At 57.7% G+C, this 25,524-nt stretch carries 25 protein-coding genes; 11 read left to right on the top strand and 14 right to left on the bottom strand.

Annotation, left to right across the window (positions count from 1 at the left end; translation table 11 throughout):
* Together NTD86_RS03355 and NTD86_RS03350 are read right to left on the bottom strand one after the other, a co-directional pair.
* Positions 1 to 220 (bottom strand): cation:dicarboxylate symporter family transporter (locus NTD86_RS03355; RefSeq protein WP_262200736.1); only part of this gene is annotated, 220 nt, incomplete at its 3' end.
* A gap of 88 nt (positions 221 to 308) precedes the next feature.
* Positions 309 to 1,517: a pyridoxal phosphate-dependent aminotransferase gene (locus NTD86_RS03350; RefSeq protein ID WP_262200735.1), complete on the bottom strand. Its 1,209-nt coding sequence runs from the start codon at positions 1,515 to 1,517 to the stop codon at positions 309 to 311.
* Positions 1,518 to 2,025: 508 nt separating this feature from the next.
* Here NTD86_RS03350 and NTD86_RS03345 point away from each other — a divergent pair.
* A complete protein-coding gene (locus NTD86_RS03345) occupies positions 2,026 to 2,928 on the top strand; it encodes a LysR family transcriptional regulator (RefSeq protein WP_262200733.1) in 903 nt (300 codons plus the stop codon).
* A 94-nt stretch (positions 2,929 to 3,022) separates the two neighbouring features.
* Here the strand turns inward: NTD86_RS03345 and NTD86_RS03340 are convergent, their stop codons facing one another.
* The 4 genes from NTD86_RS03340 to NTD86_RS03325 are packed head-to-tail and all read right to left on the bottom strand — an operon-like array spanning position 3,023 to position 6,480.
* A complete protein-coding gene (locus NTD86_RS03340) occupies positions 3,023 to 3,781 on the bottom strand; it encodes an amino acid ABC transporter ATP-binding protein (RefSeq protein WP_262200731.1) in 759 nt (252 codons plus the stop codon).
* Positions 3,778 to 4,428 (bottom strand): amino acid ABC transporter permease, encoded by a 651-nt coding sequence (locus NTD86_RS03335; RefSeq protein ID WP_262200730.1) that lies wholly within the window; start codon positions 4,426 to 4,428, stop codon positions 3,778 to 3,780. Before NTD86_RS03335 ends, NTD86_RS03340 begins: the two co-directional genes overlap by 4 nt.
* Positions 4,429 to 4,433: 5 nt before the next feature.
* Positions 4,434 to 5,276: a transporter substrate-binding domain-containing protein gene (locus tag NTD86_RS03330; protein WP_262200729.1), complete on the bottom strand. Its 843-nt coding sequence runs from the start codon at positions 5,274 to 5,276 to the stop codon at positions 4,434 to 4,436.
* 52 nt (positions 5,277 to 5,328) lie between these two features.
* Positions 5,329 to 6,480 (bottom strand): trans-sulfuration enzyme family protein, encoded by a 1,152-nt coding sequence (locus NTD86_RS03325; RefSeq protein ID WP_262200728.1) that lies wholly within the window; start codon positions 6,478 to 6,480, stop codon positions 5,329 to 5,331.
* A 106-nt stretch (positions 6,481 to 6,586) separates the two neighbouring features.
* Between NTD86_RS03325 and NTD86_RS03320 the strand changes: the two genes are divergently transcribed.
* Entirely contained in the window at positions 6,587 to 7,507 is a 921-nt protein-coding gene (locus NTD86_RS03320) for a LysR substrate-binding domain-containing protein (RefSeq protein WP_262200727.1), read from the top strand.
* 15 nt (positions 7,508 to 7,522) lie between these two features.
* Here the strand turns inward: NTD86_RS03320 and NTD86_RS03315 are convergent, their stop codons facing one another.
* On the bottom strand, positions 7,523 to 8,386 hold the full coding sequence (locus NTD86_RS03315; RefSeq protein ID WP_262200726.1) for a LysR family transcriptional regulator: 864 nt from the start codon (positions 8,384 to 8,386) through the stop codon (positions 7,523 to 7,525).
* A 107-nt stretch (positions 8,387 to 8,493) separates the two neighbouring features.
* Here NTD86_RS03315 and NTD86_RS03310 point away from each other — a divergent pair, with 107 nt between their 5' ends.
* Together NTD86_RS03310 and NTD86_RS03305 are read left to right on the top strand one after the other, a co-directional pair.
* Positions 8,494 to 8,886: a tautomerase family protein gene (locus NTD86_RS03310; RefSeq protein WP_262200725.1), complete on the top strand. Its 393-nt coding sequence runs from the start codon at positions 8,494 to 8,496 to the stop codon at positions 8,884 to 8,886.
* Positions 8,887 to 9,303: 417 nt separating this feature from the next.
* Positions 9,304 to 9,840: a hypothetical protein gene (locus tag NTD86_RS03305; protein ID WP_262200724.1), complete on the top strand. Its 537-nt coding sequence runs from the start codon at positions 9,304 to 9,306 to the stop codon at positions 9,838 to 9,840.
* A 35-nt stretch (positions 9,841 to 9,875) separates the two neighbouring features.
* Here the strand turns inward: NTD86_RS03305 and NTD86_RS03300 are convergent, their stop codons facing one another.
* Positions 9,876 to 11,321, bottom strand: a complete 1,446-nt coding sequence (locus NTD86_RS03300) for an MFS transporter (RefSeq protein WP_262200723.1) — start codon at positions 11,319 to 11,321, stop codon at positions 9,876 to 9,878.
* 98 nt (positions 11,322 to 11,419) lie between these two features.
* On the opposite strand from NTD86_RS03300, the gene NTD86_RS03295 reads away from it, so the two are divergent.
* The gene (locus NTD86_RS03295; RefSeq protein WP_262200722.1) at positions 11,420 to 12,223 is read left to right on the top strand and encodes a helix-turn-helix transcriptional regulator; all 804 of its coding nucleotides are present in this window, start codon (positions 11,420 to 11,422) and stop codon (positions 12,221 to 12,223) included.
* Between the two features lie 106 nt (positions 12,224 to 12,329).
* Here NTD86_RS03295 and NTD86_RS03290 read toward each other — a convergent pair whose 3' ends face one another.
* The 5 genes from NTD86_RS03290 to NTD86_RS03270 form a co-directional block, all read right to left on the bottom strand.
* The gene (locus tag NTD86_RS03290) at positions 12,330 to 13,208 is read right to left on the bottom strand and encodes an alpha/beta fold hydrolase (protein ID WP_262200721.1); all 879 of its coding nucleotides are present in this window, start codon (positions 13,206 to 13,208) and stop codon (positions 12,330 to 12,332) included.
* Between the two features lie 196 nt (positions 13,209 to 13,404).
* Positions 13,405 to 14,196, bottom strand: a complete 792-nt coding sequence (locus NTD86_RS03285) for a molybdopterin-dependent oxidoreductase (RefSeq protein ID WP_262200720.1) — start codon at positions 14,194 to 14,196, stop codon at positions 13,405 to 13,407.
* Between the two features lies 1 nt (position 14,197).
* Complete coding sequence (locus NTD86_RS03280; protein ID WP_262200718.1) at positions 14,198 to 14,803, bottom strand: cytochrome b/b6 domain-containing protein; 606 nt, start codon at positions 14,801 to 14,803, stop codon at positions 14,198 to 14,200.
* 95 nt (positions 14,804 to 14,898) lie between these two features.
* Positions 14,899 to 15,495 (bottom strand): hypothetical protein, encoded by a 597-nt coding sequence (locus NTD86_RS03275; RefSeq protein WP_262200717.1) that lies wholly within the window; start codon positions 15,493 to 15,495, stop codon positions 14,899 to 14,901.
* A 115-nt stretch (positions 15,496 to 15,610) separates the two neighbouring features.
* Positions 15,611 to 15,916 carry a putative quinol monooxygenase gene (locus NTD86_RS03270; RefSeq protein ID WP_262200716.1) on the bottom strand — a complete coding sequence of 102 codons (306 nt, stop codon included), beginning with the start codon at positions 15,914 to 15,916 and terminating at the stop codon, positions 15,611 to 15,613.
* A gap of 106 nt (positions 15,917 to 16,022) precedes the next feature.
* Between NTD86_RS03270 and NTD86_RS03265 the strand changes: the two genes are divergently transcribed.
* Both NTD86_RS03265 and NTD86_RS03260 read left to right on the top strand, forming a co-directional pair.
* Complete coding sequence (locus NTD86_RS03265; protein WP_262200715.1) at positions 16,023 to 16,982, top strand: GlxA family transcriptional regulator; 960 nt, start codon at positions 16,023 to 16,025, stop codon at positions 16,980 to 16,982.
* A gap of 346 nt (positions 16,983 to 17,328) precedes the next feature.
* Positions 17,329 to 17,739 carry an SDR family NAD(P)-dependent oxidoreductase gene (locus tag NTD86_RS03260; protein ID WP_262200743.1) on the top strand — a complete coding sequence of 137 codons (411 nt, stop codon included), beginning with the start codon at positions 17,329 to 17,331 and terminating at the stop codon, positions 17,737 to 17,739.
* A 34-nt stretch (positions 17,740 to 17,773) separates the two neighbouring features.
* Here the strand turns inward: NTD86_RS03260 and NTD86_RS03255 are convergent, their stop codons facing one another.
* Complete coding sequence (locus NTD86_RS03255) at positions 17,774 to 18,592, bottom strand: AraC family transcriptional regulator (protein ID WP_262200714.1); 819 nt, start codon at positions 18,590 to 18,592, stop codon at positions 17,774 to 17,776.
* Between the two features lie 149 nt (positions 18,593 to 18,741).
* On the opposite strand from NTD86_RS03255, the gene NTD86_RS03250 reads away from it, so the two are divergent.
* From NTD86_RS03250 to NTD86_RS03235, 4 genes are read left to right on the top strand one after another with little or no spacing between them, the layout of a single operon-like run.
* The gene (locus NTD86_RS03250; RefSeq protein WP_262200713.1) at positions 18,742 to 20,925 is read left to right on the top strand and encodes a TonB-dependent siderophore receptor; all 2,184 of its coding nucleotides are present in this window, start codon (positions 18,742 to 18,744) and stop codon (positions 20,923 to 20,925) included.
* A complete protein-coding gene (locus NTD86_RS03245) occupies positions 20,925 to 21,809 on the top strand; it encodes an ABC transporter substrate-binding protein (protein ID WP_262200712.1) in 885 nt (294 codons plus the stop codon). The genes NTD86_RS03250 and NTD86_RS03245 overlap by 1 nt, the downstream gene beginning before the upstream one ends.
* Positions 21,806 to 23,860, top strand: a complete 2,055-nt coding sequence (gene fhuB, locus NTD86_RS03240) for a Fe(3+)-hydroxamate ABC transporter permease FhuB (RefSeq protein ID WP_262200711.1) — start codon at positions 21,806 to 21,808, stop codon at positions 23,858 to 23,860. Before NTD86_RS03245 ends, fhuB begins: the two co-directional genes overlap by 4 nt.
* Positions 23,861 to 23,876: 16 nt before the next feature.
* On the top strand, positions 23,877 to 25,511 hold the full coding sequence (locus NTD86_RS03235) for a cyclic peptide export ABC transporter (protein WP_262200710.1): 1,635 nt from the start codon (positions 23,877 to 23,879) through the stop codon (positions 25,509 to 25,511).
* The last annotated feature ends 13 nt before the right edge of the window (positions 25,512 to 25,524 follow it).

The raw sequence follows: 25,524 nt of genomic DNA, 5'->3' as shown, positions 1-25,524 counted from the left end.
TATCGCCCTGCCCTGCAACGCCCACCACCATGCAACAAAAAACAATGGGGATAACAATCATCTTCATCATTTTGATGAACAGATCGCCCGCCGGTTGCAGACAGTTAGTAACGAGCCAAGGGCGCGCGTCAGGGAAGTAATTAAGAAGGGCACCCAATGCGATGCCGGTTATCAGGCCGATCAGAATTTGAGCGACCAGCGGGATACGTGGTTTATGCATGTCCGTCTCACACGTTAATCAGTGGCAGGATCTTGTTTTAGAAAAAAGGGGGCTTGCGCCCCCGTGCCTTTCAGCGATCAAGTGCGTATCAACGCAACGATTCACAGGCACGACGAATGCGTGCGCAGCCGTCCTGGATCACCGCTTCGCCACTGGCAAAGGACAACCGGACATAAGGGCTGATGCCATACGCTTGACCCACGACCGTGGCGACGCCCGCCACCTCGAGCCAGTACTTGACGACATCGCCATCACTCTTGAGCACTTGCCCACCCGGTGTGGTCTTGCCCAGCAGGCCCTTGACGTTGACGAACAGGTAGAAAGCGCCGTCTGGCACGGTGCACGTCAGACCAGGCACGCCCTCAAGCGCAAGCAGCATGATGTCCCTGCGCCCCTTGTAGAGACTGGACATTGCCTGTACCGGGGTTTGGTCCCCTGAAAATGCGGCAACCGCCGCGGCCTGGCTGATCGAGCTAGGGCACGTGGTGCTCTGAGAAAGCAGCTTGCCAATCGCGGCAATCAGCCATTTTGGTCCCGCACCAAAGCCCAGGCGCCAGCCCGTCATGGCATAGCCTTTGGAAGCGCCATTGACAATCAGGGTACGCGCCTTCAAGTCCGGGGCCGCCGCCGGGAATGAAGTGTAGGGTTCGGCGCTGTAGACGAAGTGCTCGTAGATTTCGTCAGCCATGATCAACACGTGCGGGTGATCGCGAAGCACTTGGGCCAGCGCTTGAAGTTCTGCTGCGGTATACACAGCGCCACTCGGGTTGTTGGGGCTGTTGAGAATGACCCACTTGGTACGGGACGTGATCGCCTGTTCCAGTTCGCCGGGAGTCAGTTTGAATCCATTGCCTTCATGGCCGTGGATAACGACCGGTGTCCCACCATTCAGACGGGTGATGTCCGGGTAGGAAACCCAGTAAGGCGTATGAACGATGACTTCGTCACCAGGATTGAGTGTCGCTGCCAGCGCTTCATAAATAATTTGCTTGCCACCCGATCCGGCCACCACCTCTTCGAGGCTGTATTGCAGACCATTGTCACGAGCGAGTTTCGTGACGATGGCCGCGCGCAGGGCCGGCGTCCCAAGGGTACTGGTGTAATGCGTATCACCAGATTCCATCGCTTTGCGTGCGGCCTCAACGATATGAGCGGGGGTGTTGAGATCAGGTTCACCCACCGTGAAGTTCACGATGTCCTTGCCTTCTGCACGAAGCTGCGCAACCAGGGCATTGGCGGCCACACTCGGAGACGGGGCAATACTCAGCACCCGTTCTGACAAAAACGCGTTATCCATTTTATTTTTTTCTCGCAGCAAACTTATTTGAGCCAAAGCGGTGTTGATCTCAAGGGGTCACTAGACCCCTTCGATCACAGCCTTGAAGTATTTTCCAGAGCGCCGTGCTGTCCCGCCGTAAAACGGGAGGCATCCTGGATTTACGGTCATGCCGCCAACGCTGAGGCTCAATTTGCCGCGTGGAAGAACCGTGGGGGGAACGCTACTCAAAGGCAAAACTGAGCCTCTGGCGCTGGAGCATGATCACCGTAGAGTCGATCTTAGGCTCATCAGAAGAATACTTTTAGCGACATTTAATTATAGTTTTCCATCACCTTAAGTAATGTTTTTTAAAACAGGGATCGTGCTTGCACCTTAGTCCGCGGGGTGCAAGGATCCCCCACTTGCGCTTGTCCAGAGCGCTCCCACTGGCCGCCTTCGGCGCCATAAAGAGCAGGTTTCAATGACAACGCCGAGGGGCTATTCGCCACACTGTTCACAGCACTTCACTTAAACAAGGCTTCTCTAAATGGTAACTTTCAAACAATTGGAGGCTCTTTACTGGATTGCCCAGTTGGGCAGTTTCGAGGCGGCGGCGGCCAAGTTGAATATGTCCCAGTCGGCGATTTCCAAACGGATTGTTGAGCTCGAAGACACCTTCAGCGTGGCCATGTTTGACCGCACTCGGCGAACAGCCCGGCTCACTACCAAAGGCTTCTTGTTGTTGGAGCACGCGACCGAACTTCTGTATCGGCGCGATCAAATGCTCGGCGAGATCAGCGATAAAACCGCTCTGGTCGGTCGATATCGCATCGGTGTCACGGAGTTGACCGCCATGACCTGGCTGCCCTCACTGGTTGAGGCCGTGAATGAGGTCTACCCACGCTTGCAATTGGAACCCATCGTCGAGGTAGGGACCGAGCTGTTTCGAAAATTTGAACAAGACCATTTAGATCTCGTCGTGCTGCCCGATGTCTTCACCGACTCAAGGTCCATCGCAATCGCGTTGCAACCGGTCAATATTGTGTGGATGTGCGCGCCCCGATTACTGGACACCGAACGCGTCTGGAAACTGCATGAGCTGTCGAGTCAAAAACTACTCACGCAAGGCACGTCATCAGGCTCTGGCCTGCTCTATCAGAGATGGTTCGCGCAAGAGAATGTCAACTTCCCAAGGTCTGCCACTGTGAGTAACTTGCTCGCACAAGTCGGGCTGACCCTCTCTGGGATGGGCATTTCCTATTTGCCCAAGGACTGCTTGCAGCACCTGCTCGAAAGAGGCGATTTGGGCGAAATCAAATGCGATCCCCCACTCCCTCCCCTTAACTTCGTGGCCCTTTACAGACCCGGACGCTGGGTAGGTGTCAGTCAGGATATTGGAGCGATGGCGCAAAGGCTCAGTGATTTTTCCAAGCTGTTGATTGCGGGTTGAAGCGACGCTTTGTTGCGGCCTGAGGAGGCAGCCGTCGCTTTCAGTGTGAAGCCCGGCGACGGATGTACCCACTCGCGTCGCCGGGCCTTGTGCGTCAATAACGGCTCAAAAACTGCTGCACCCGCTCGTTATTAGCGCCCTTGAAGAACTCTTCAGCAGAACTGTCCACCACGACGTGGCCGCCTTCCATGAACACCACACGATTGGCCGCCTCCCGGGCGAAGCGCAGTTCGTGGGTCACCACCAGCATGGTGATCCCGGTGTTGGCCAGGTCGCGCATCACGCCCAGCACTTCATCGCGAAGTTCTGGGTCCAGCGCCGACGTCGGCTCGTCGAAGAAGATGACTTCCGGGTTCATGGCCAGGCCACGCGCGATGGCCACTCGCTGTTTTTGCCCTCCCGACAGCTTGGCCGGGTAACTGTCGGCCTTGTCGCTCAGGCCCACCTGGCCGAGCAGTTCCCTGCCCCGCTGCAACGCTTGCTCCTTGGGGACCTTTTTTACGCTGATCAAGCCTTCGATCACATTTTGCAGGGCCGTCATGTGTGGAAAGAGGTTGAACGACTGGAAAACCATCGCGGTTTTCTGCCGCAGCAAGGCCACTTCACGGCGCGAGTTGCGCTGCAGCTTGCCGCCTTCGGCAATCTCGACACAGTGGCCGCAGATTTCCAGCGCGCCACTGTCCGGCATTTCCAGAAGATTCATGGTTCTCAGCAAGGTGGTCTTGCCCGAGCCCGAAGGTCCGAGGATGACCACTACTTCGCCGGCCTGCACCTGCAAGTCGATGCCTTTGAGCACGGGCAGCTTGCCGAAGGATTTGGTCAGGGCCTTTACCTGTACTTTTGTCTGAGTCATAGCAAGTGCCTCGTCATGCGGCTTTCCAGCCAGGTCTGCAACAGGGTCAGCAGTTGGTTGATCAGCCAGTAGATAAGACCAACCATCAGGAACATTTCCATGTAGCGGAAGGTGCTGGCACCCACCTGATCAGCCACTCGCGTGAGCTCCATCACCGTGATGGTCGAGGCCAGTGAAGTGTCCTTGATCAACGCAATCAAACGGCTGCCCATGGTCGGTAACGCGACCCGGACGGCTTGCGGCAGAATGATGCGACGCAAGCAGGTCCAGCGCCCCATGCTCATTGAGTTCGCCGCCTCCCATTGCCCCGGATCGACCGAGTTGATGCCTGCACGAAAGTTTTCGCTCAGGTAAGCCGCCGAGAACAAGGTCAGCGCCAGCAACGCCGAAGGGATCGGCGACAGGACGATGCCGTAGCGCGGCAAGCCGAAGTAGATCAACAGGATCTGCACCAGCAACGGTGTACCGCGAAAGATCGAGACATAGGCGAAAGCGATCATGCGCAACACGCGGATCTGTGAGATGCGCATCAGTGCAATCCCCAGGCCCAGGCATGAGCCGAGCACGAAAGCACCCAGGCCCAGGCCCAATGTCACCACAATCGCTTTCTCCAGCAGCGGGAGGGAGCGTTGGAAAAGTTCCCACATGTCCATTACTGCTTCCCCTGAGCTGATTGCGCCACGGCTTCGGCCTTGGCTGCGTTGATGCCTTCGAGCATTTTGTAGTCTGGCCCGACCCACTGGCTGGAAAGGCGAGTGATCGTACCGTCGGCGGTCATGTCATCGACTGCCTTGCTCACGGCCTCGCGCAATGCATCCTGCCCTTTGGCCATGGCTGGGGCGCTGAGCATGTAGGTCAATGGCTGACCGATCGCCTTGATCGGCAGGTTGTTGGTGGTGCGGTTGTTCTCGCCGCTGAACAGCGAGGCCAGTACCGCATCCACCCGCCCAATGGCCAGGTCCTGATAGACCAGGCCGCCGTTTTCATAGGCGCGGATGTCCGAGCTGGTCATGTGCTGACGCGCCCAGTACTCATTGCTACTGCCGGCTGTGACCGCCACCGAATGCCCGGGCATGTCCTTGATATCGGTGATGTCAGCGCGGTGGTCACGCACAAACAGGTAGAACTCTTCCACGGCGTAAGGCGCTGCAAAGTCGACTTGCTTCAGGCGCTCCGGGGTGGGGGTCAAGTCGTTCATCACCAGGTCGTACTTGCCTGTCTTCAAGCCTTCAACGAAGTTCTTGTAGTTGTCGGCAACAAACTCGACCTTGGCGATACCAAGGCGCTTGGCCAATTCCTGGGCGACGGCCACGTCATATCCGGCGGGTTGATTGTCGCTGCCCAACTGGCTCCACGGCGGGCTGGTCTGGGTGTTGGCGATGCGTATGACGCCGCGTTCGCGCAACGTTTGCAGGCTGTTGTCCTGGGCCTGGGCGACGCCGCCAAGTGACAGCAGGACAAGCAATGACAGTGCGATTTTGATCTTGTTTTTCATTTCGCGTGTTCCTCAGTCGGTGTGGCGAACCCATGGGGTTCGCCGTGGGTGTTCAGAGCGCCCGGGCATAGGCATCGAGTGCCTGGAGCAAGTCGTTCTGAAGCATTGCCTGGTCTTCCAGGCCGATGGACAGGCGAACAATGGGCTGCTGAGTGGGCGAGAAGCGTCGGGCCTGCTGTTGCGCCGCCGGGTAATAGGCGACCAGGCTGTGGGTCCCGCCCCAGCTCGCGCCGATCGGGAAATGCCGCAACGCATTGAAGAACGCCCCAAAGGCACGCTCATCGACGGCAGGCTGCAGAACCATCGACAACAGACAGCCGTTACCCGTGAAATTGTCACGCCAGATCCGGTGGCCGGGGTTGCTCTCCAGCGCCGGGAACAACACTTGGCTGACCATTTCCTGGTCCTCCAGCCAACGCGCGATGTGCAGCGCCTTGCGACCTTGCTCGCGCACACGCAACTCCAGGGTTTCCAACCCGCGATGGACCAGGAAGCAGTCGTCCGGGCTGGTGGACTGGCCCAGGATGCTCTGGGTCTCGCGCAATACCGCGTACTGCTCGGCATCGTTCAAAGCGATGGACCCCATCAGCAGGTCCGAGTGGCCGCCAAAGAACTTGGTCGCCGCCTCGATAACGAAGTCCACGCCATGCTCCAGAGGCTTGAAGAACAGCGGGCTCGCCCAAGTGTTGTCCATCATGGTCAACACACCGTGGCGACGGGCGATGGCGGTGATTGCACCGACGTCCTGCATCTCCATGGTGATGGTGCCCGGCGCTTCCATACAAATCATCCGCGTGTTGGGGCGGATCAGCCCGGCGATGCCTGCGTCCAGGGTCGGTGGGTAAAACTCGACTTGCACGCCCATTTTCGCCAGCCACTGCTGAGCGAAGGTTTTCACCGCGCCGTAGCAGGACTCGCTGATGAGCAGGTGATCACCGCCGCGTACGAAGGCCATCAGCGTGGTCATCAACGCCGAAGCACCCGACGGCACCACCACCGCGTGGCGGGCGCCCTCAAGGTCAGCAATGCGTCGTTCCAGCAAGCGCGAAGTCGGCGTACCGGTCAGCCCATAGCTGTAGCCATCGGGCTGGCGCGACTTGCGAGCCATGAAGTCCTCGAAGGTGTCGAACACCACGGTCGAGCCCCGCCATACGGCTGGCGAAAGGCTTGCGTAGGGATTATCTGCGTGATCGCGAAAACTCATTGTGAGGCTCTCCAGCCATTGACGTTGTGAGGTCAATTCTTGAGCAATCTCCACACTTTCGCTACGCTGCAAATTACTAACTCAATAAGTAAAAGTTATACAGTCTATGGGCGTCCGCGAAATTGAAATCTTCCGAGTCGTAATGACGACCGGCAGCACCAGCAAGGCCGCTGGCATGCTGGGCATCTCCCAGCCCGCCGTCAGCCAGGCGATCCGCAAACTGGAAAGCAGCGCCGAGTTGCAACTGTTCGACCGCGTGCGCGGCAGGCTCATACCGACGCCCGAAGCCCAGGCACTGATGGTGGATGTCGACCAGTTTTTTGTGGGCTTCGAGATGATCGAGCATCGTCTCAAAAGCCTCAGCCATCACGGCACCGACCGTCTGGTGGTGGCTACTCACCCAGCGCTGGGGTACGCCTTCATGCCCAGGGCGCTGGCCGCATTCCATCCGGCGCAACGCGACTTGAGTGTGTCACTGCGCATTCTCAGTTCGCGTGAGGTGCATCAGCAGGTCACCTCCGGCCTGTGCGACTTTGGCCTGATGGCCGATGAAATGCCGGTGGCGGGCCTTGAGCATTCACACTTCATGAATGCCCCCGGCATTATTGCGATGGCCCCTTCGCACCCATTGGCAGCTCGCCCCATGATCACGCCCAATGACCTGAGTGACGTAGAGTTTCTGGCCCTCAACCCCGAGGACAGCAGCCGCAGGCGGCTCGAACAAGCGCTGCAGGCCAATGGGGTCAAACTCAAGATCCGCATCGAAACGGCCTATGCCCACACCTTGTGTGAAATGGCCATCCACGGCCTGGGGGTGGCCTTCGTCAATCCACTGGCCGCGTTTGACTTCATCGATCGAGGGCTGGTGATCAGGCCGTTTTCCCTGGACGTGCGCTTCAACAGCCTGCTGCTGTTCCGGCCCGGCCGGCCCCTGGGGGAAAACGCTCGTCTACTGATCCGTGGCTTGCGCATTCAGTTGGACAAAGACCTGCGGGCGCTGATGAACAGCATGGGCCAGCAGGCCTGACTACAAGACGGATGTTCAGGAAAAGTGCGAGACCAGCATATCTCGCACCGCGCCGACCAACGGCGCTTCGCCCGGGCGCGGCGGCAACAGGCTGAACTCGACATCGGGCAGCGCCGGCAGCGCCTGAGCCGGCCGGTAGGCTTCAGCCCCGGGCGGCACCGCCGAGCTGTTCAAGCACGCCACCCCCAGCCCCGCCAGCAGCGCCGATTGCAGGCCTGCCACCCCGGAAGCAGAATGCGCGATGACATACGCCACCCCGTGCGCATCCAGTCGGTCAACAGTGAACCGCTGCAAACTGCAGTCCTGAGGCAGCACCACCAAGGGCAGCGGCGCCGCGTGCTCGCGCTGCGCTTCAAAGCCGGTGAGCGCCACCCAGCGCAGCGCCTCGCGACGCACCGCAATCCCTTCGGGGAGGCTGCGCCCGTCAAGGATGCGCATCGACAGACCAATATCGAACTCGCCGCTGTTGGCACCCTTTTCGATCTGCAGGCTTTTGCGCACAGACACATGCAAGCGAAGTTGCGGGTAACGTGTGCGCAACCCTTTCAACATGCCCGCTATGGCACTTGGCAAGAAATAGTCGGTAATGGCCAGGCGTAATTCCCCGGTCAAGGTCACCCCGCGCATGTCCTCCAGCACGCAATCGCTCAGCGCCAGCAACTCTCGCGCCTGAGGTAACAACCGCTCGCCAGCGGGTGTCGGGCTCACGCCTTTTTTGCCGCGCTCCAGCAGCGCCACCCCGGTGAAGGTTTCCAGCTTGCGCAACTGCTCACTGAGCGCTGACTGCGAACGGTTGAGCTTAGGGGCCGCAGCCGAAAGGCTACCGGCCTCCAGAATGGTGACGAAGGAGCGCAATTGCTCAAGGTCAAAGGGGCGCATGGTTATCCTGCGTTTTTTCCGATAGATGCCATTCTATCTTCCCGTTTTTCAAAATCGAATAGTTTTCTTACGCTGGCTCCTCACCCTACCCTTGCGAGGAACTTCCCATGCCAGGCATCACTTTGAAAATCTCCGGCGAACGTAACCCTGAGCTGATCCGCCAGATCGTCCCGCAGCTCACTGCACTGACTTGCGAGGTGCTGGAAAAGCGCCCGGAACAGACCGTACTGATTGTCGATTTTGTTCCGCATGACCAATGGTTCATTCATAACCGCTCGCTGGTCGAACATGAACGCAATGCGTTCCGCCTGGAGGTAACCATCACCGATGAAACCAACACCAAAGCGCAAAAAGCCCGCTTCCATCGGGAGGCCTACGCGCTGCTGACCGAGTTGATCGGCAACCTGCACCCACACTCCAATGTGCACATCATCGACTGCAGGGCCAGTGCTTATGGCTATGGAGGGGTTACCCAGGAGTATCGTTACCAGCATGCTTGAAAGGGTGCGCTGAAGTGAGCATTGCCAGGTAAAAGCGCTCTGAGCTGTTAGGGTCTGTACGAATGTTTTCGGGCGAAGGTCAGGCGAGCCTGTTTTCAACACCGCATAACCGAGCGTAGATACATTTCGTACAGAGCCTAGTCCCGCTCCAGCCAGAGGCCTTTGGCAGTTCAACCCACTCAAATCAACAGCGGTTTCATAACCAAGCGCAGATGCCTAAAGTCCAGAGGCTGGCGCCGCTGTGATGAAACCCATGTTTTCCGGACTCCAAATACGTTCAAGTTAATTTCGCCAGTAGAACAAGATAATTCGCACACCAATATGCAGCGCATCACGTGTTTAAACACAGCGCCCTGCACTATTACTTAAATACAGCAATAGTGGATATTGCTTCCCTTATTAATGGACTAATAGAACATGAACATCATCAACCCCCTCCCCTTGGTCCTATCGCTGGGGATATTGGCATCCCTTGGCCCGACACTGGCAATCGCCCACGACACCTATGTGACATTTGAAGTGACCAACCACACCTCCAGGCCTGTTTCGCTCACGCGCTCAGACACCGGTAAATTCAACCCGGCATCCGATAACGAGCCCATAGCGCCCAATGAACAAAGAATCTATAAAGTTGTGTATGACACCCTCCCCGACTATTACCCACCCCACAGTCCGGAGAACTCAGATGGGCCAGTCATGCCGGTATTCCGACAAACGCTGACGTATTCAAGTGGCAATCATCATTGCGTCTTCGTCACCGGCATGGAGGTGTTCTTGCGCTTTCTTAATCGTGATGACTCAAGGCCACAAGATCCTGATTACGCCGTGACACCGATCAGAACTCTCGGCGCGAATTCGACCGGTTCCATGAAAGTAAAATGCACCGCAAAGTTTAGCCACATCAATAGAAAGTCCCCCTTCGACTTCCATGTTCACTTTGTGATGAGTGAATAAGCGTTCCGATTAACAGCCGCCTATTCACTACCCGGTCAACGCCGCGTTTTCGCCAGCATCAACAGCAACAAGCAGACCAGCAAGGCCGCGCCCCAGTTGTAGAGCATTCCCGCCACAAAGGCCGAGGTGTACTGGTCTGCTCGCAGCATGGGTTCATCACCTGCAACGAGTGCCCCGCTGAACAGCAGGCCCACCACGGCCACGCCCAATGCCGCGCCCACCTGCTGGAGTGTCGATATGACACCCGAGGCCATACCCGCCTGGGCTTCTTCGACAAAACCCAGCACCAGGTTCAACAGCGGCGTCATGATGAAGCCTTGGCCCGCGCCCACCACGATCAACACGGGAATCAGCCGCGCGGGCGCCAGCGCTGCGCCCGCCAGCCACACTTGCGCAATCAGCAGCCCGATCGAGACGGTGTAAACCACCGCCCCGCCGACGATAGCGCGCGTTCCCCAACGCGCCACCAGCTTTGGCGCAGCCAGTGATGCCAGGACGAATCCGACACTGCAGGGTGCGAAAATGCTGCCAGCCACGAAGGGATCAAGTCCTAGCCCGGTCTGCACCAACAAGGCGAAGCACAGGAAAAACGAGCTGGATGTGGAATACACCAATAGCACCAGCAGAGCACCCAGCGCGAAGCGGCGCTGGGCCAGCAGTCGCATGTCAACCAAGGGCAATCCGCCGGCAGCCCGTCGCTGTTCCTGCTGTCGATGGAACAGCACCAGCAACACCGCCGACATCCCCAGCGACATCAGGCTCCAGGCGGGCCAGCCGTGAGCAGGCCCCTCGATCAATGGCACCAGCAGCAATGCCAGCCCGCCACTGACCAGCGCAACACCTGTCCAGTCCAGCGCAGCACGCTGCGGCGCACGCGATTCAGGGATATAGCGCGCCACCGCGATGGCAAACAGCCCGATCGGCACATTGATAAGAAAGATGCTGCGCCAGCCCAGCCCAAACAGATCGGCGTACACCAGCCAGCCCCCCAATACCTGGCCTGCAATGGCGGCCAGCCCCAGCGTCATGCCCAGCAGGCCAAAGGCACGGCGGCTGTCGTTGCCATCAAAGCTGACACGAATCGAGGCATAGACCTGCGGGAACAGCAAGGCCGCCGCCAGACCCTGCAATACCCGCGCACCGATCAGAACGTTCGCACTAGGTGCCAGCCCGCACAGCGCAGAGGCCAGCGTGAATCCGGCCATGCCGACTACAAAAAGTCGACGGCGACCAAACAGATCGCCCAAGCGCCCGCCGCTAATCAACAGAACGCCAAACGCCAACTCGTAACCGGCCACGATAAAGCCAATCTGCGCGAAGCTGGCACCCAAGCCCGATTGCATGGAGGGGATGGCGACATTGACCACAAACAGATCGAAAATCGTGACAAATCCCGCCAACAGCAACACAGACAGCCCCGCCCAAGGCGGACTATTGACGGCGCGCTCAGGCAATACCGAAGCATGTGATTGTGAGTTCATCTTGTGTATCCAGGGTGAAGAGGCAATCATTCTTGAAGCCTTTTCAAACCATTACAATTTAACCACTTATGCTATTACTAAAAGCAACGAGATAAACGATGCGAACCTTGCAACGAACGCGCTCCGATCTGGCGGCTTTCCTGTTGGCACACCGTCAGCGACTGTCCCCCGACGAAGTAGGCCTGCCCAGCGGCGGACGCCGTCGCACACCGGGACTTCGACGTGAAGAAGTTGCCGCGCTCGCTGGCGTCGGATTGACCTGGTACACATGGCTCGAACAGGGTCGCGACATCGGTGTGTCGGCGAGCTTTCTGGACAATCTGGCGCGTGTACTGAAGTTGGACGCCGCCGAGCGGCGCCACCTGTTTCTGCTGGCTCACCAACGGCCGCCCGCCGAACCGGGCAAGACATGGTGCGTATTGCCGCCGCTGATACGGCGGCTGATGCACGACCTGCCGCACCCGGCCTTTGTACTTAACCTGCGCTGGGATGTGCTGGGCTTCAATGCCCACGCCGATCAGCTATTTGCCTTTGCTACGCACGCACCCGGACGGCGCAATTTGCTCTGGCTGCTGTTTACCGATCCGGTACTGCGTGAACGCCTGGACGCTTGGGATGAACAGGCACCGTTGATGCTGTCGAGCTTTCGCCGTGACTTCGCTCGCGCGACGCAAGAAGCTGACATTCACGAACTGGTGGACGAACTGGAACGGGTTTCGCCCGAGTTCAAAAATGGATGGCGCAAGCATGACGTACATGCCCCCTGCAACGGCCTGCGCACGCTGAACATCAACGGCAAAGCCATGCCTTTCGAGCACACCTCCCTGACCATCGATGAAGATCGCCACCTGCGCCTGATCGTCTATGTCGGGGCGCAAGATCCAGCGGATGAGGCGAATTGAGTACGACCATATCGGCTGCCTGGCAGGCAGCCGACAGGTTTTAAGGGGCACGCTCAGCTATCCGTACGTTTGAATACAGCCAAGTCTCTTCTGAGCCATGCACAACTCAAAGACGACGCAAAAAATCGACCACCAAACGCGTCGTTGCCAGCGGTTGCTCTTCAGTGATCCAGTGGCCGCACTCTGGAAGTATGACCTCCTCGACATTGTCGGCAGCACAGCGGATTACCTGACCTATCATGGGACCGAATGTAACTTCACCCCCGATAGCCAGGACGGGCATTTGGAGTTTGCCTTGAGAGAGCAGACACGTATTGTCGAGCGAATCCTGGGTAAACGCTAAAAACTGCTCAAAGCTCGCCCGCATCGCCCCAGGTAGCGCATAGAGCTCAGCATAGTGCTGCCGCTTTTTCTCATCAAAGCGCGCTGGATCATAAGAAAGTTCATTCCAGAATCGATCGAGATAAATACGCTCTCGACCGGCAACCAACCGCTCCATGTCCTGACCGCCAAAGCCGAAATGCCACATAGCCGGATCTTGAATTATGTGATCCCAAGGTCCGATACCCGGCAGCGGTGCATCGATGGCAACCCAGCGATTCACCCGCTCGGGGCAAGTAGCCGCGACGGCATAACCCACCATGATCCCGATATCATGCGTCACTAACTCGACAGTACGCACACCAAGGGCATCCAGAACCCCCACAATATCCGTAGCCTGCGTTTTCTTGTCATAGCCACTCTCAGGTTTGGCTGAAAGCCCAAGTCCGCGCAGATCAGGCACGATAATCATGTGATCGTCGATAAGTGCATGGGCTAAATGCCCCCACATATCACCAGTAGTACCAAAACCATGCAGCATGATGACTGCCGGCCCTTGACCGCCAACCCTTACATGAATGGAGGTACCGTTAACATCGATAGTCTGCGTCTTCATCGACGATGGGAAAGGATAAATCCCATTCATATCAATTTGTTCGTTCATCTTTTGGCTCCGTATTTAAGTATTCCGCGTCGCCGTTATGGCGTCGCGACTCCAGAAGAACTACAGGGCACACCAACAACAGGGTGGAATATCCACTTGTTAAACAATTGCCAGGATTAACAGCACAATAAATTCAATCAGTTTTCCGAAACGGCAAGTCGATTTGCGCAACCCCACGCCTGCAGTCGAGCCGCTATCAAGATCCGCCAAACCAGTTATAGCCCTGGTTTTCCCAGTAACCGCCTGGATATTCATTCGTCACACTGATCGCCACAATATGTTTTGGGTTTTTATAACCCAGCTTGGTTGGTACGCGTAACTTTATGGGAAAACCGTACTTCGGCGGCAGAACGTCCCCGTCGTATGTGAGTGCCAGCAGTGTCTGAGCATGCAAGGCACTGGCCATATCAATACTCGTCCAATAATTATCGGCACAATGCAGTGCAACATATTTTGCCGTGGTATCCGCTCCACAACGCCTCAAAAACTCCGAGAAACGCACCCCGCCCCATCGACCAATTGCACTCCACCCTTCAATACAGATATGTCGTGTAATTTGATTTACCTGCGGTATCGCTCGAAGTTCATCAAGTGTCCATAGCTTTTGTCCATTGACAAGACCACTGACGGCGAGCCGATAAGAAACGGGATCAATGACAGGCACGTCATCTATATCGTAAAACGCATTAAACGGAAACGGTCGCGCAATCATCGACTCTGGATAGGTCGGGGCCATAATACGCGGATCAAAAATCAGCCCTTGAGTGTCATCATTTAACAAGGACATTCTGCGCAACATTGTATTCACAGACAGATCACTGGACAGGTCACACCCTGAGAGCATGGCGATACCGCCCAAGGTGAGCATGTGTTTGCCAAAGATCCGGCGCGCCGGATTTTTTAACTCGCTGCGTGCATCCTTGATTATTGAATCAGCATGCGACGCGATAATTAGACTTGATTTACTTTTATCAGTTTTAAAAATCATATTATCGCCCACGTATCATCAGGAGCAATGTGCGCGGTACCAGCATGACCATAACCCCATGCACAACAATGAATATAAACATCACACCCATTGCAAAAAAATGGACCTCTCGAGAACGGTCATACCCGCCCATTAATGTGCGAAGCAGCGCAAACTGTACTGACTTCCATAGTGCCAATCCCGAAAGAATCAGTACTAACCCATCAACGATAGCAATAAGGTAGGCAAGTTTTTGAATCGAGTTATAGCGCGAGAGGTCCTGATGGGAAAATTTGCCACGCAACAGAGTACTTAAATCCGCAGCCAGTAGCTTGATGGTTATCGGTAACAGTCTATTTTGGAAGCGCCCTGACACGAACAACATGGCTGCATAGACTGAGAAGTTCGCAACCAGCGCCCACATAATTGCAAAATGCCATTGCAACGCTCCACCTAACCAAGCTCCCAAGGTAATAGAAGCAGGAAACTCTAACCCTGGAAAAATCGGTGAAGCATCATAGATCTGCCAACCGCTCAACATCATGAGAACAACCGCGACAGCATTTATCCAGTGCGTGACACGAACCCATACAGGCTGAAGCGTTATACGATTCAATTCAGCCTCCATCACTTGATCCTAATCCTGTAGGCGGACTAAAACCCTGGTCAATTGAGCATGGAAAAACAATTCAAACCGCCACTCCACCCAAGAAACACCCGCGATCAGAACGCCGGAACAATACCGTCTTTCTCAACGAATAACACTTGGGCTTCATACACGCCTTTATCTAAGGGTGTGACGACAGCAAATACTTTTTTGCCAACTGTCAGGTCGTCTTTACTCGCGGGAACAGGAGTCACAACAGGCACATTTTCAGGCACCGTAACTGTACTTGTGCCGCCTTTATAGGAGAGATGCAACTCTCGTCCAGCGGCGCCAGTGACCATCGAGACAACGTTGGCATTGGTCATTGTGCTGTTAGGACCGAAATCATATGGGAAATGGCCTTCAGCAGTACCACGCGCCGCCTCCGGAAAAACAATCATTGAAGTGGCTGTCATTTTTCCATCGCTGCCGGTAATCGCCGGCGTTCCGACATAAGACCCCACCTTGGCGTCTGAAAGCATGGCGGGCTTGAATGAAGAGACACCGATTTCAGGTTTGACATCAATTAAAACCGTGTCGCCACTTGCACGATGTACCGTTAAGGTTTCACCTTTAAACGATACGATATCACCGCGTATTCGTTCTGGTTTGGCACCGTGCATTTGCGCGAAAGACAAACCCGAAAAACCAACAGCTGCAAGCAACAAAGCCATCTTGCAATGATTCAACATAAGAAACCTGCCTCACGGAACAGTGCAACATTAATGCAAGCACTTACGCAGAGCGTAGAAACTTGCGCGGTTATAGCAACATCCGTATTCGAACGGATCAAGCCAATTCAATCTTCAAACCCAGCACATCAATACTTTCGATCAACGGAGGGCTTGCCAGCAGTTCATCAGCACGCGCACTCAACTTCTGCGCCAGAATTCCTTGCAGATGTATGTGACGATCTTCATCACTTGCAAATGCATCAAAAATACCAAAGGTTGTCGGCGACAACTTCAATGCAAACCAGATCGGCGTAGTCATTTCCTGCTTTGTTATTTCGAGTCCCATCGCCAAAAAATCTGCAACCGCCTGCTCTTTTCCGGGTTTGGCCTCAAGCCGGACAAACAAGGCTCGTTTAATCATCTCTCTTCTCCAGTTGCTCAAGCACCGTGTTAAGTGGAATTGACTATACGAACAGAAAAGGTCGATGTATGTTGTCGTTATCGACATTTTTGGTATCGATTCTGCCATGCGAATTTTTGTTCTCGCACTCGAAGGAGTGTTTGATACAGGCCTCACCACAGTGCTCGACAGCCTGACCATGGCCAACGGTCTGGCGCGCGCCAATGGGATTGCCACGCCGGGTTTCGAGATTACGGTGGTAGGAGTACGCCCTCAGGTGCGTACAGCGCTGGGCATGCAAGTTCCGGTCTTGGACATGACTGATGCGCCGCCCCCGGATTGGGTCGTCTTGCCGGCGCTTAATTACATCTGCGCAGAAACCCTGGTTCCTGTACTCGACCGAGACGATGTCGTCGAAGCGTTGAGTCTCTTGCGTAAATGGCACAAGGGCGGGGCCAAAATCGCAGCCGCTTGCACCGGCACCTTCGTGCTGGCAGAGAGCGGGCTGTTGGACAATCTTGCAGCCACTACCACCTGGTGGCTTTCATCTCTGTTTCGCCAGCGCTACCCCAACGTGCACCTGGATGCGCATCGTATTGTCGTCCCTGATAAACGCGCACTCACGGCTGGAGCTGCGCTCAGCCATCTGGATCTAACACTCTGGCTGATTCGCAACAGCAGTCCGGACTTGGCAGCGCTCGTCGCAAAGTATTTGGTGTTTGATACCCGGATGTCGCAATCGGTGTACGCGATTTCAGATCACATTGCTCATTCAGACCCACTGGTAGAACGTTTTGATCGTTGGGTGCGAGAACACCTGGGTGCGGCAATTTCACTGGATGCCGCCGCCCAAGCCCTGGCGACCAGCAAGCGAACCCTTACACGGCATTTAAATGCTGTGCTCGGTAAAACACCTGTCGAGTACATTCAGGATCTGAGGGTGGAGTGTGCGGTTCATCTGCTCAGGACGAGCAGCCTCACTGTCGATCGGATTGCCGAACAAGTCGGCTATGCGGACGGGGTCACCTTGCGCACATTGCTGCGGCGCAGGACAGGCCGAGGAGTACGCGAGTTGCGCGTGTCATAGGCCGCGGATTTCAGTGGCCATAAGAGCTTACCGGGCTCACACGGGCTCCGGCCCAGACTGCACAGCGCCCAAGGTTTCTGTCTGATTGATAACCTTGTGTAATGACTCATTATCTTCTTTGTGCATTTATTGCCTTTCTCGCAAGACGTATGGTTATCCCGAAGATTCGTAAAGACCTGAACATAATTAACGGGTTGAAACTTTACGGTCAGGCCGAATTGATAACGACATAACTTGAGCTGTTTCTATTCAGAAGTGGGGAACGTCATGAAGGCACACAAGAAGGCATCACGTGTCTGGTTAATTACAGGTGTCAGTTCTGGATTAGGTCTGGCGTTTTCTCTCGCTGCATTACTGCGCCAGCAAGTTTGCGTTGGAAGGGATCAGCGAGTCATTAGCCAAAGAAGTCGAGCCGTTTGGAATAAAAGTTATGGCGCTGGCACCGGGGTCTTTCAGGACTGAATGGGCTGGACGTTCGATGGTGCGCGCTAACCGCCATATCGCCGATTATGACGCAGTGTTTGATCCCATCCGTGAGGCGCGCAAGGCCAAGAGTGGCTTGCAAGCAGGGGCACCTGATAAAGCAGCGCAAGTGTTGTTGGAACTATTGGAGCTGGATGAACCGCCCTTGCATATGTTGCTGGGTAACGATGCGTTGAAATTAGTTCGCTCGCGCACTCAGGACTTTATTGCTCAGATCGATAAATGGGAGTCAATTTCGCGAACAACAGACAACTCAACGCCTCAAGCAACGTGAACACCCAGGCTTTGTGCAAGGCATTGGGACCACGTTAAACCACGCTAGCCTCAGCAGACCTTGAGACAACCTGCGCCTTGAATTGCTGTGCGGTGCAACCAAATGCGCGCTTGAACATCACGGTAAACGTACGCACGTCGGCGTACCCCAACTCCCGGGCTACATCACTGACCGACTGGCCCAGGGTCAGCCGCGATAGCGCGTCGGCCAGGCGCAGTTCTTCGCGCCACTGGCCGAAGGTCATGCCGGTTTCCTGTCGAAACAATCGGGCAAGGGTGCGCGCGCTGGCATGCACTCGTTCGCTCCAGCGCTCCAGCGTGTCGTTGTTGGCCGGTTGCTGAATCAGGGCGGTGCAGATGCTGCGCAAGCGTGGGTTCGCCGGTAACGGCAGTCGCCCGACCTGCGGATGAGCGTCGCTCTGTTGCAGCAGGCGCAATATCAGTGGCACCAGCAGCGTGTCTTTGCTGCCCTGTTCGTCATCGAGTTCCGTTTCAAACATCGCGCTGATCGCCGCATTGAGTAACTGCCCCACGGTGATGACCCGGCATTCGTCCAGCACGCCGCCCAAGGCTTCGGGGTTGATATAGAGCGTACGCATGGCCACCCGGCCGACCATCTGCAACTCGTGTTCGATCCGCGAACCGATCAGCAATGCGCTGCCCGGCGTCAGCGCCCATAAGCCCGAAGGAGTGATGACCCGTACGCTGCCGCTCAACGCGTAGACCAGTTGCGCTCGATGGTGCACGTGGGCGATTTCATGAGCTCCGTCGACGTAGTCGATGGCTTGGCCGATGACCGCCTTTGGCGCATTGGCGGCGCCATAGGTCTGCAATAACACAGGTTGCCTGTCCATCTCGAATGCCCTTTACCTCAAAACGACATAGATACGGACATTACTGACGGTTTTAGTGCGCAAGTTGTCCTGACGTGTGCAGGCTAGCCGAGTTAATTTCTGCGTATCAAGAAGTATTCGTATACGCATTTATTGAATCGGTGAATCACATGGCGACAAGGCAGGCGAAAACAGGCTATTGGCAAACGGTCGCGCTCCTGGGGGTGATGGGCATCGCCCCGCCCCTGCTCGCTCAAGCCGCCACCACGGACGTCGATCCTGACGTTGAATTACCGGCCACCAACATTTCCGCTGCGCGACAAGACAACCCCGCCGACGAGGGGCACGGCGTGGTCGCCAAACAAGCGCAAACCGCGACCAAAAGCGACACCGCGCTGATCGAAACGCCACAATCGGTGTCGGTGGTGACCAAAGAGCAGATCGCCCGCCAAGGTGCCAACAGCATTCCCGAGGCGCTGCGCTACACCGCCAGTGTCATTCCTGAACTGCGCGGCAATTCCAGCGCCGGGGCACCGTATCTCATCAGTCGCGGTTTTTACCTTGAGCAGTTTCTCGATGGCGCGCGCCTGCCCAGCGACAGCAGCTTTGGCTATGCGGTGCCCAGCTTCGACCCTTACGGGCTTGAGCGCATCGAGGTGCTGCACGGCCCGGCATCGGTGCTCTACGGTCAGGCCAATCCGGGCGGCGTCGCCAATCTGGTGAGCAAAAAACCGACCACCGAGCCACTCCATGAAGTGTTCGCCACCACGGGCAGTCACGGCCGGGTGGAATCAGGGTTCGACCTGGGTGGGCGGCTGGCCGACTCTGACACCCTGTCTTACCGGCTCACGGGGGTCGGCGTAGACACTGACACACAAGTTGACCATGCCCGGCAAAAACACCTGTACATCGCCCCGGCCCTGACCTGGCAGCCCAATGAAGATACTTCGCTGACAGTCATGGCCAAATATCAACGTGACCCGGATGTCGGGTATTACAACTTCGTCCCGGCCGTTGGCAGCTTGATCAGTGGCAGCAACGGCAAGATCCCGACCAGCCATTACCTGGGCGATCCTGGATTCGATCATCACAGTAAAACCCAGACCTCGGTGGGCTATGAATTCGAGCAGCACCTGGACTCTGTGTGGACCCTGCGGCAAAACATGCATTACACCGAGGTCAAGGATGAACTGAGCAATGTGTTCACCAATGGCTACGCCAGCGGCTCGAACAAAGTGCTCAACCGTTACGCCTTCTTTAATGATGAAAACGCCAAGTTTTTCTCGGTCGATAACCAGGCTCAGGCCCGCTTCAATACCGGCGAGCTGGCCCACACCGCGCTGATGGGCGTGGACTATCAGCGCGTGCTCTACGAAGAAAAGGTAGGTCTGGGCGGCGCACCTGCCCTTGATGCCTTTAACCCGATCTACCTGCCCGTGACCAGGCCGTCGACCAGTTCCGATGATTTGATCCGCCAACGCCAGACGGGCGTGTACGCACAGGACCAGATTGCCTACGGCCAGTGGCGTGTACTGGGTGGCGTGCGCGAAGACTGGGTGCGCTCCGATGACGACAACCCGGTGCAAGGCACTTATAGCGAGCAGTCCGAGCGTGCATTCAGTTGGCGCACCGGCGTGGTGTACCTGTTCGACAATGGCCTGGCGCCCTACTTCAGCGTCGCCAAGTCGTTCGACCCGCAAGCGGCTACGCGCTATGACGGCAGTGCCGCCAAGCCGACCACGGCCAAGCAGTATGAATTGGGCATCAAGTACCAGCCACCGGGCAGCGACAGCTTTGTAACGGCGGCGGTGTTTGACCTCAAGGAACAGAATGTCCTGACGTCGGACCCCTTGCATCCCGGTTTCAGCAACCAGGCGGGCGAAGTGTCAGCCCGTGGCATAGAACTCGAAGGCCACGCCAACCTGACGCATGATCTGGCACTGATCGGCTCGTACACCTACTTGCGCAACATCACCACAGACTCCAACGACAGTACCACCACCGTCGACGGCACCACCACTTCGCTGCAAGGCAAGCATCCGTGGGGCATCCCGTCTCACGTCGCTTCGACTTGGCTGGACTACACCGTGCACGAAGGGACGTTGAACGGTCTGGGGTTCGGTGCCGGTGTGCGCTACCTGGGCGCCAGCTACGATCAGTCCAACAGCCTGCGCGTGCCGTCGGTGACCCTGGCCGATGCTTCGGTGCACTACGACACCGGTCAGCACTGGCTACTGACCGTGACCGCGAAAAACCTGCTTGATCGCCGCTATGTATCGTCGTGCTTCAACAGCAACATCTGTACCTACGGCGACCGCGGCGAAGTGCTGGCCAGCGCCAGTTACCGCTGGTGATGAAACGACGGGATGTGCTCAACGGCCTGGCTGCGCTGACTGGCCTGGCCCTGCTGCCAACGGCCCGTGCCAGGGCCGCAACAGTGACCGGCCCGCGCACCGTGGTGCTCGATTGGGGCCTGGCCGAAACCCTGCTGGCCTTGGGCGCTACGCCTGTGGGCATGGCCGAAATCGAGGGTTATCAGGCCAGCGTGGTGGCACCCGCTGTTCCCGGCAACGTTACGGACGTGGGTCTGCGCCTGACGCCCAGCCTGGAGTTAATCCAGCAACTGAGGCCGGACCTGATCCTGATCAACGCCAGCCAGCATGAACAACGTGCAGTGCTGGAGCGCATTGCGCAGGTTCAGGCGCCGGCAATCTACACCGAAACCGGCGATCCTTATCGGCGCTCCGTGGCAATTACCCGAGCCTTGGGCCAATCACTGGGCTGCAGCGAACGCGCCGAAGCACTGATCGAACAAACCCGAGACTGTCTGGCGACCTGCGCTCGCCAGTTGCAGGGCCACCGGTCGCCGGTGTACCTGCTGCAATTTTTTGATCCGCTGCACATGGGTGTCTACGGCGCACGCAGCCTGTTCGGTGATGTGCTCACGCAACTGGGCCTGGATAACGCCTGGCAGAAACCGACCGATTATTGGGGGATCGCCGTGGCCGGGCTTGAAGACCTGGCCGCCCGACCCGACGCCAACGTGCTGTATTTCGGCAATCTGCCCCCTGCGTTGGCCAGCGGTTTGACGGCCAATCGAGTCTGGCAGGCCTTGCCTCAGGTTCGTTCGGGACGCGTTGGCGCTCTGCCACCCTTTTGGGGGTTTGGCATGCTACCTTCGGCGATGCGATTTGCCGAGTCCTTGAGCACTGCGCTGCAAAGGATGACGCGCCCATGATGGCCCCCTTGGCTAAGCCACGCGCCGGGCTTTATCCAACACCCACCGGGCCTCAAGCACACACGCGGTGGTGGCCGGTGCTGGGGATATTGGCGCTGCTGGTGCTGGCCCTGAGTGCCAGCAACCTGGCGATTCTGTTGCCCGTGGATCAATGGTGGGTCGCGTTGACGGCGCCCGATATCGCGCAAATCCATCAGGTGATTGTCCACGACAGTTGGTTGCCGCGACTGATGACGGGGGCGCTTGGCGGGGCTTTGCTTGGACTTTCCGGTTATCTGTTTCAACAGGTGTTGCGTAACCCGTTAGCAGAACCCATGACACTGGGGGTCTCGTGTGGCGCGCAATTGGCGTTGACCTGCGCCACGCTCTGGGCTCCGTCATTACTGGCCAGCAGTTTTGGATCGAGCCTGGGTGTCGCGCTTTTTGGCGCCGTGGCGTCGGCGGCACTGGTGCTCGGCATGGCCGGCACCGCTGGATTCACACCGGTGCGGATCAGCGTTTGCGGGCTGACCGTGACCCTGTTTCTCGGCGCGGTTACCACCACGCTGCAGTTGTTTCACGCGCCCTACTTGCGCAGCCTATTCATCTGGGGTGCCGGATCGCTGGCCCAGCAAGGCTGGAGCAATACGCAACTGTTGGCGATGCTGTTGAGCGTCGGACTCGTTGCCAGCGTCTTGCTGCACCGCGCCCTGGCACTGCTCGAACTGGGAGATGACTCGGCCCGCAACCTCGGTCTGGCACCGCAGCGCAGCCGGTTGCTGGTACTGGCCATTGCGGTCGGCCTGAGTGGCGCGGTGGTCAGCGCCATCGGTGTGATTGGCTTTATCGGGTTGGCCGCGCCAGCCTTGGCACGGCTGCTCGGCGCCCGACGGCTGACTCGCCGGTTGTGGTTGTCGCCGCTGTGTGGCGCGTTGCTGCTGGCCACTGCCGACCAAGGTGTGCAGGCGCTCAATCGGGTGTTGGGGATCGCCGTTCCCACGGGCGCCATTACCGCGCTGGTCGGTGCGCCCTTGATGTTGCTGTTGATGCTGCGCTTGCCGGCCGCCGCGCCAGGGGCTTCGCGTGGCACGGCGCTACTGATCTCCCTACGTCTTCAGCCTCACTTCAAACGCCACTGCCTGCTGGTGATGCTGAGCGTGCCCGTGGCGCTGGCCCTGTCTGCAACACTGAGCCCCGGGCCGCATGGCTGGCACGTGAGCACAGGGCATGAACTTCAAGCGCTGGTGACGTGGCGGCTGCCCCGCGCCATTGCGGCCATGGCGGCAGGCATGCTGTTGGCGGTGTCTGGCACCCTGTTGCAGCGCTTGACCCGCAACCCGTTGGCCAGCCCGGAAATGCTCGGCGTGAGCAGCGGAGCTTCGCTGGGCCTGGTGGTTTTGGTGCTGGGCGGCGCTCAGATGAGCCACCTGACACAGATGGCCGCCAGCGCTAGCGGTGCCCTGCTGGCGCTGGCGGCGGTGCTGTGGTTTACCCGCCGCGGGCATTTTGCCGGTGAAAGCGTGCTGCTGACCGGCATCACCCTGGGGGCTGTATTGCAGGCCGCCTTGAGCGCTGTGATTGCCAACGGCGGCGACCGCGCCACGGCTTTGCTAACCTGGATGGCCGGTTCGACCTACGGTTTGGACAACAGCGATGCAGGCTTCGCCGCAGGCATGGCGTTGCTACTGTGCGCTGCCACTCCGGCCTGCCACCGCGTACTGGGCTTGCTGGGCCTGGGGGAAACCACGGCACGGGCGCTCGGCCTGGGCACCCGCATTGCCCGCCTGCTGCTGTTGCTGTTGATCGCGCTGCAAACCGCTTGCGCCACCCTGGTGGTGGGCCCGCTGTCATTCATAGGCCTGATTGCACCGCACCTGGCGCTGTTGCTCGGCGCACGAACGCCGATGCAACAAGTCACCCTCGCCCTGCCCGTCGCCGCCAGCGCCATGCTACTGGCCGACTGGCTGGGACGTACAACGTTGATGCCCCGCGAAGTACCCGCCGGAATGATCGTGACCCTGATCGGCGCCCCCTACCTGCTGTGGCTGCTCAGCCGTCGCCAAGCCCGCTAACCAAGGACTCCGCCCCATGTTCGCCGAACTGTTTCGCCTGCTCCGCCGCCTCTGGCCCATCAGTCTGTTCGCCACGCTTATGGGCACCGCCAGTGGCGTGGCCACCGGCGCCCTGCTGGCAGTCACCAACTCAGCGCTACACAGCCCGGATATCGATCTTGCCAGTCTGGCGCTGAGCTTTGCCGGCCTGTGCTTGCTGACGGTCGCAGGCGAAGTGGTGTCCGACATCGGCAACAATATCGTCGGCCAGCGCGTGATCGCTTCATTGCGTAAAGACCTCTGCGCAAAGATCCTCCAGGCACCGTTGCTACAAATCGAACAGCTCAAAAGTCACCGACTGATCACCGCCTTGAACCAGGACATCGACACCCTCAGCGCCTTTTCGTTTTTGTTTTCAAGCCTGGCCATCGCCATTGCCACGCTGCTTGGATGCCTGGGCTATTTGCTGTATTTGTCGCCGATTCTGCTAGCCATCACTGCTCTGGCCATTCTTCTGGGGGCTTACATCCAGAGTGCCGCTAGGCGTCTTGGCCTGCGCCGCTTTGCCCGTGCCCGGGCACTCGAAGATGACTTGCAGCAACATTACCGCGCCATCACCGATGGTGCTAAAGAGCTTCGCCTTAATCATCAGCGCCGCGCGTACCTTCAAGAACAGCAACTGGCTAACACCATCAACGGTATCTATCGCCTGCGAGTACGCGCTGCCAATGTGTTCGTCAGCGCCAACGCCTTTGGCTCGGTGCTGTTTTTTCTGGTGATCGGGATCATTGTGCTGACACGCCAGTTCTGGCCTGGCCAGATTGACGGCGCGGTGGTCAGCGGTTTCGTTCTGGTGTTGCTCTACATCAAGGGGCCGATCCAGGAAATTGTCAGCGCCCTGCCCGCCATCGGCCGCGCACAAGTGGCTCTTGAACGGCTGACGGAGCTGTCGGCGCGCTTCGAGCGCGAGGCCTCTACTGCCTTGCATGGCGCTACACCGCAACCCGGCTACGCCGCCTTCGAGCGCCTGAACCTGATTGAAGCGTGCTACTGCCCGCCGCAGGCTGAAGACGTACCTTCACGCTTTGAACTGGGCCCGCTAAGCCTGGAGATTCGCCGGGGAGAAACTGTGTTCATCGTCGGCGAAAACGGCTGCGGTAAAACCACGCTGCTCAAGACCCTGTTAGGCCTTTACCCGCTTGGGGCAGGCGCTTTGCAAATTGATGGACAGCCACTGGAACCTGCGCGCCGGGATGAATATCGCCAATTATTCTCGGCGGTGTTTTCTGACTATTACCTGTTTGACACGCTGCTGTGCGGCGACAACCCGCACGCGAGCGTCCAGCAAGCGCAGTTTTACCTTCACCGGCTCGGCCTGGATCACCGCGTCACCCTCGACCACGGGCGCTTTTCAACCACGGACCTGAGCACCGGCCAACGCAAACGCCTGGCACTGGTCCACGCTTACCTCGAACGCCGGCCCGTGATGGTGTTGGATGAATGGGCTGCCGACCAGGACCCCACCTTTAGGCAGGTGTTCTACCGGGAGATACTCCCCGACCTCAAGCAACAAGGCACGACCCTGATTGTCGTGTCCCATGACGACCGTTATTTTGATTGCGCCGACAGGGTTATCCGGCTGCTCGAAGGCAAGCTGGCCCATGACGCTTGAAAATCCGCCACCT

This window comes from Pseudomonas sp. 7P_10.2_Bac1 (assembly GCF_025465935.1).
GTDB lineage: Bacteria > Pseudomonadota > Gammaproteobacteria > Pseudomonadales > Pseudomonadaceae > Aquipseudomonas.
This window is presented reverse-complemented; position numbering and strand designations above follow the sequence as displayed.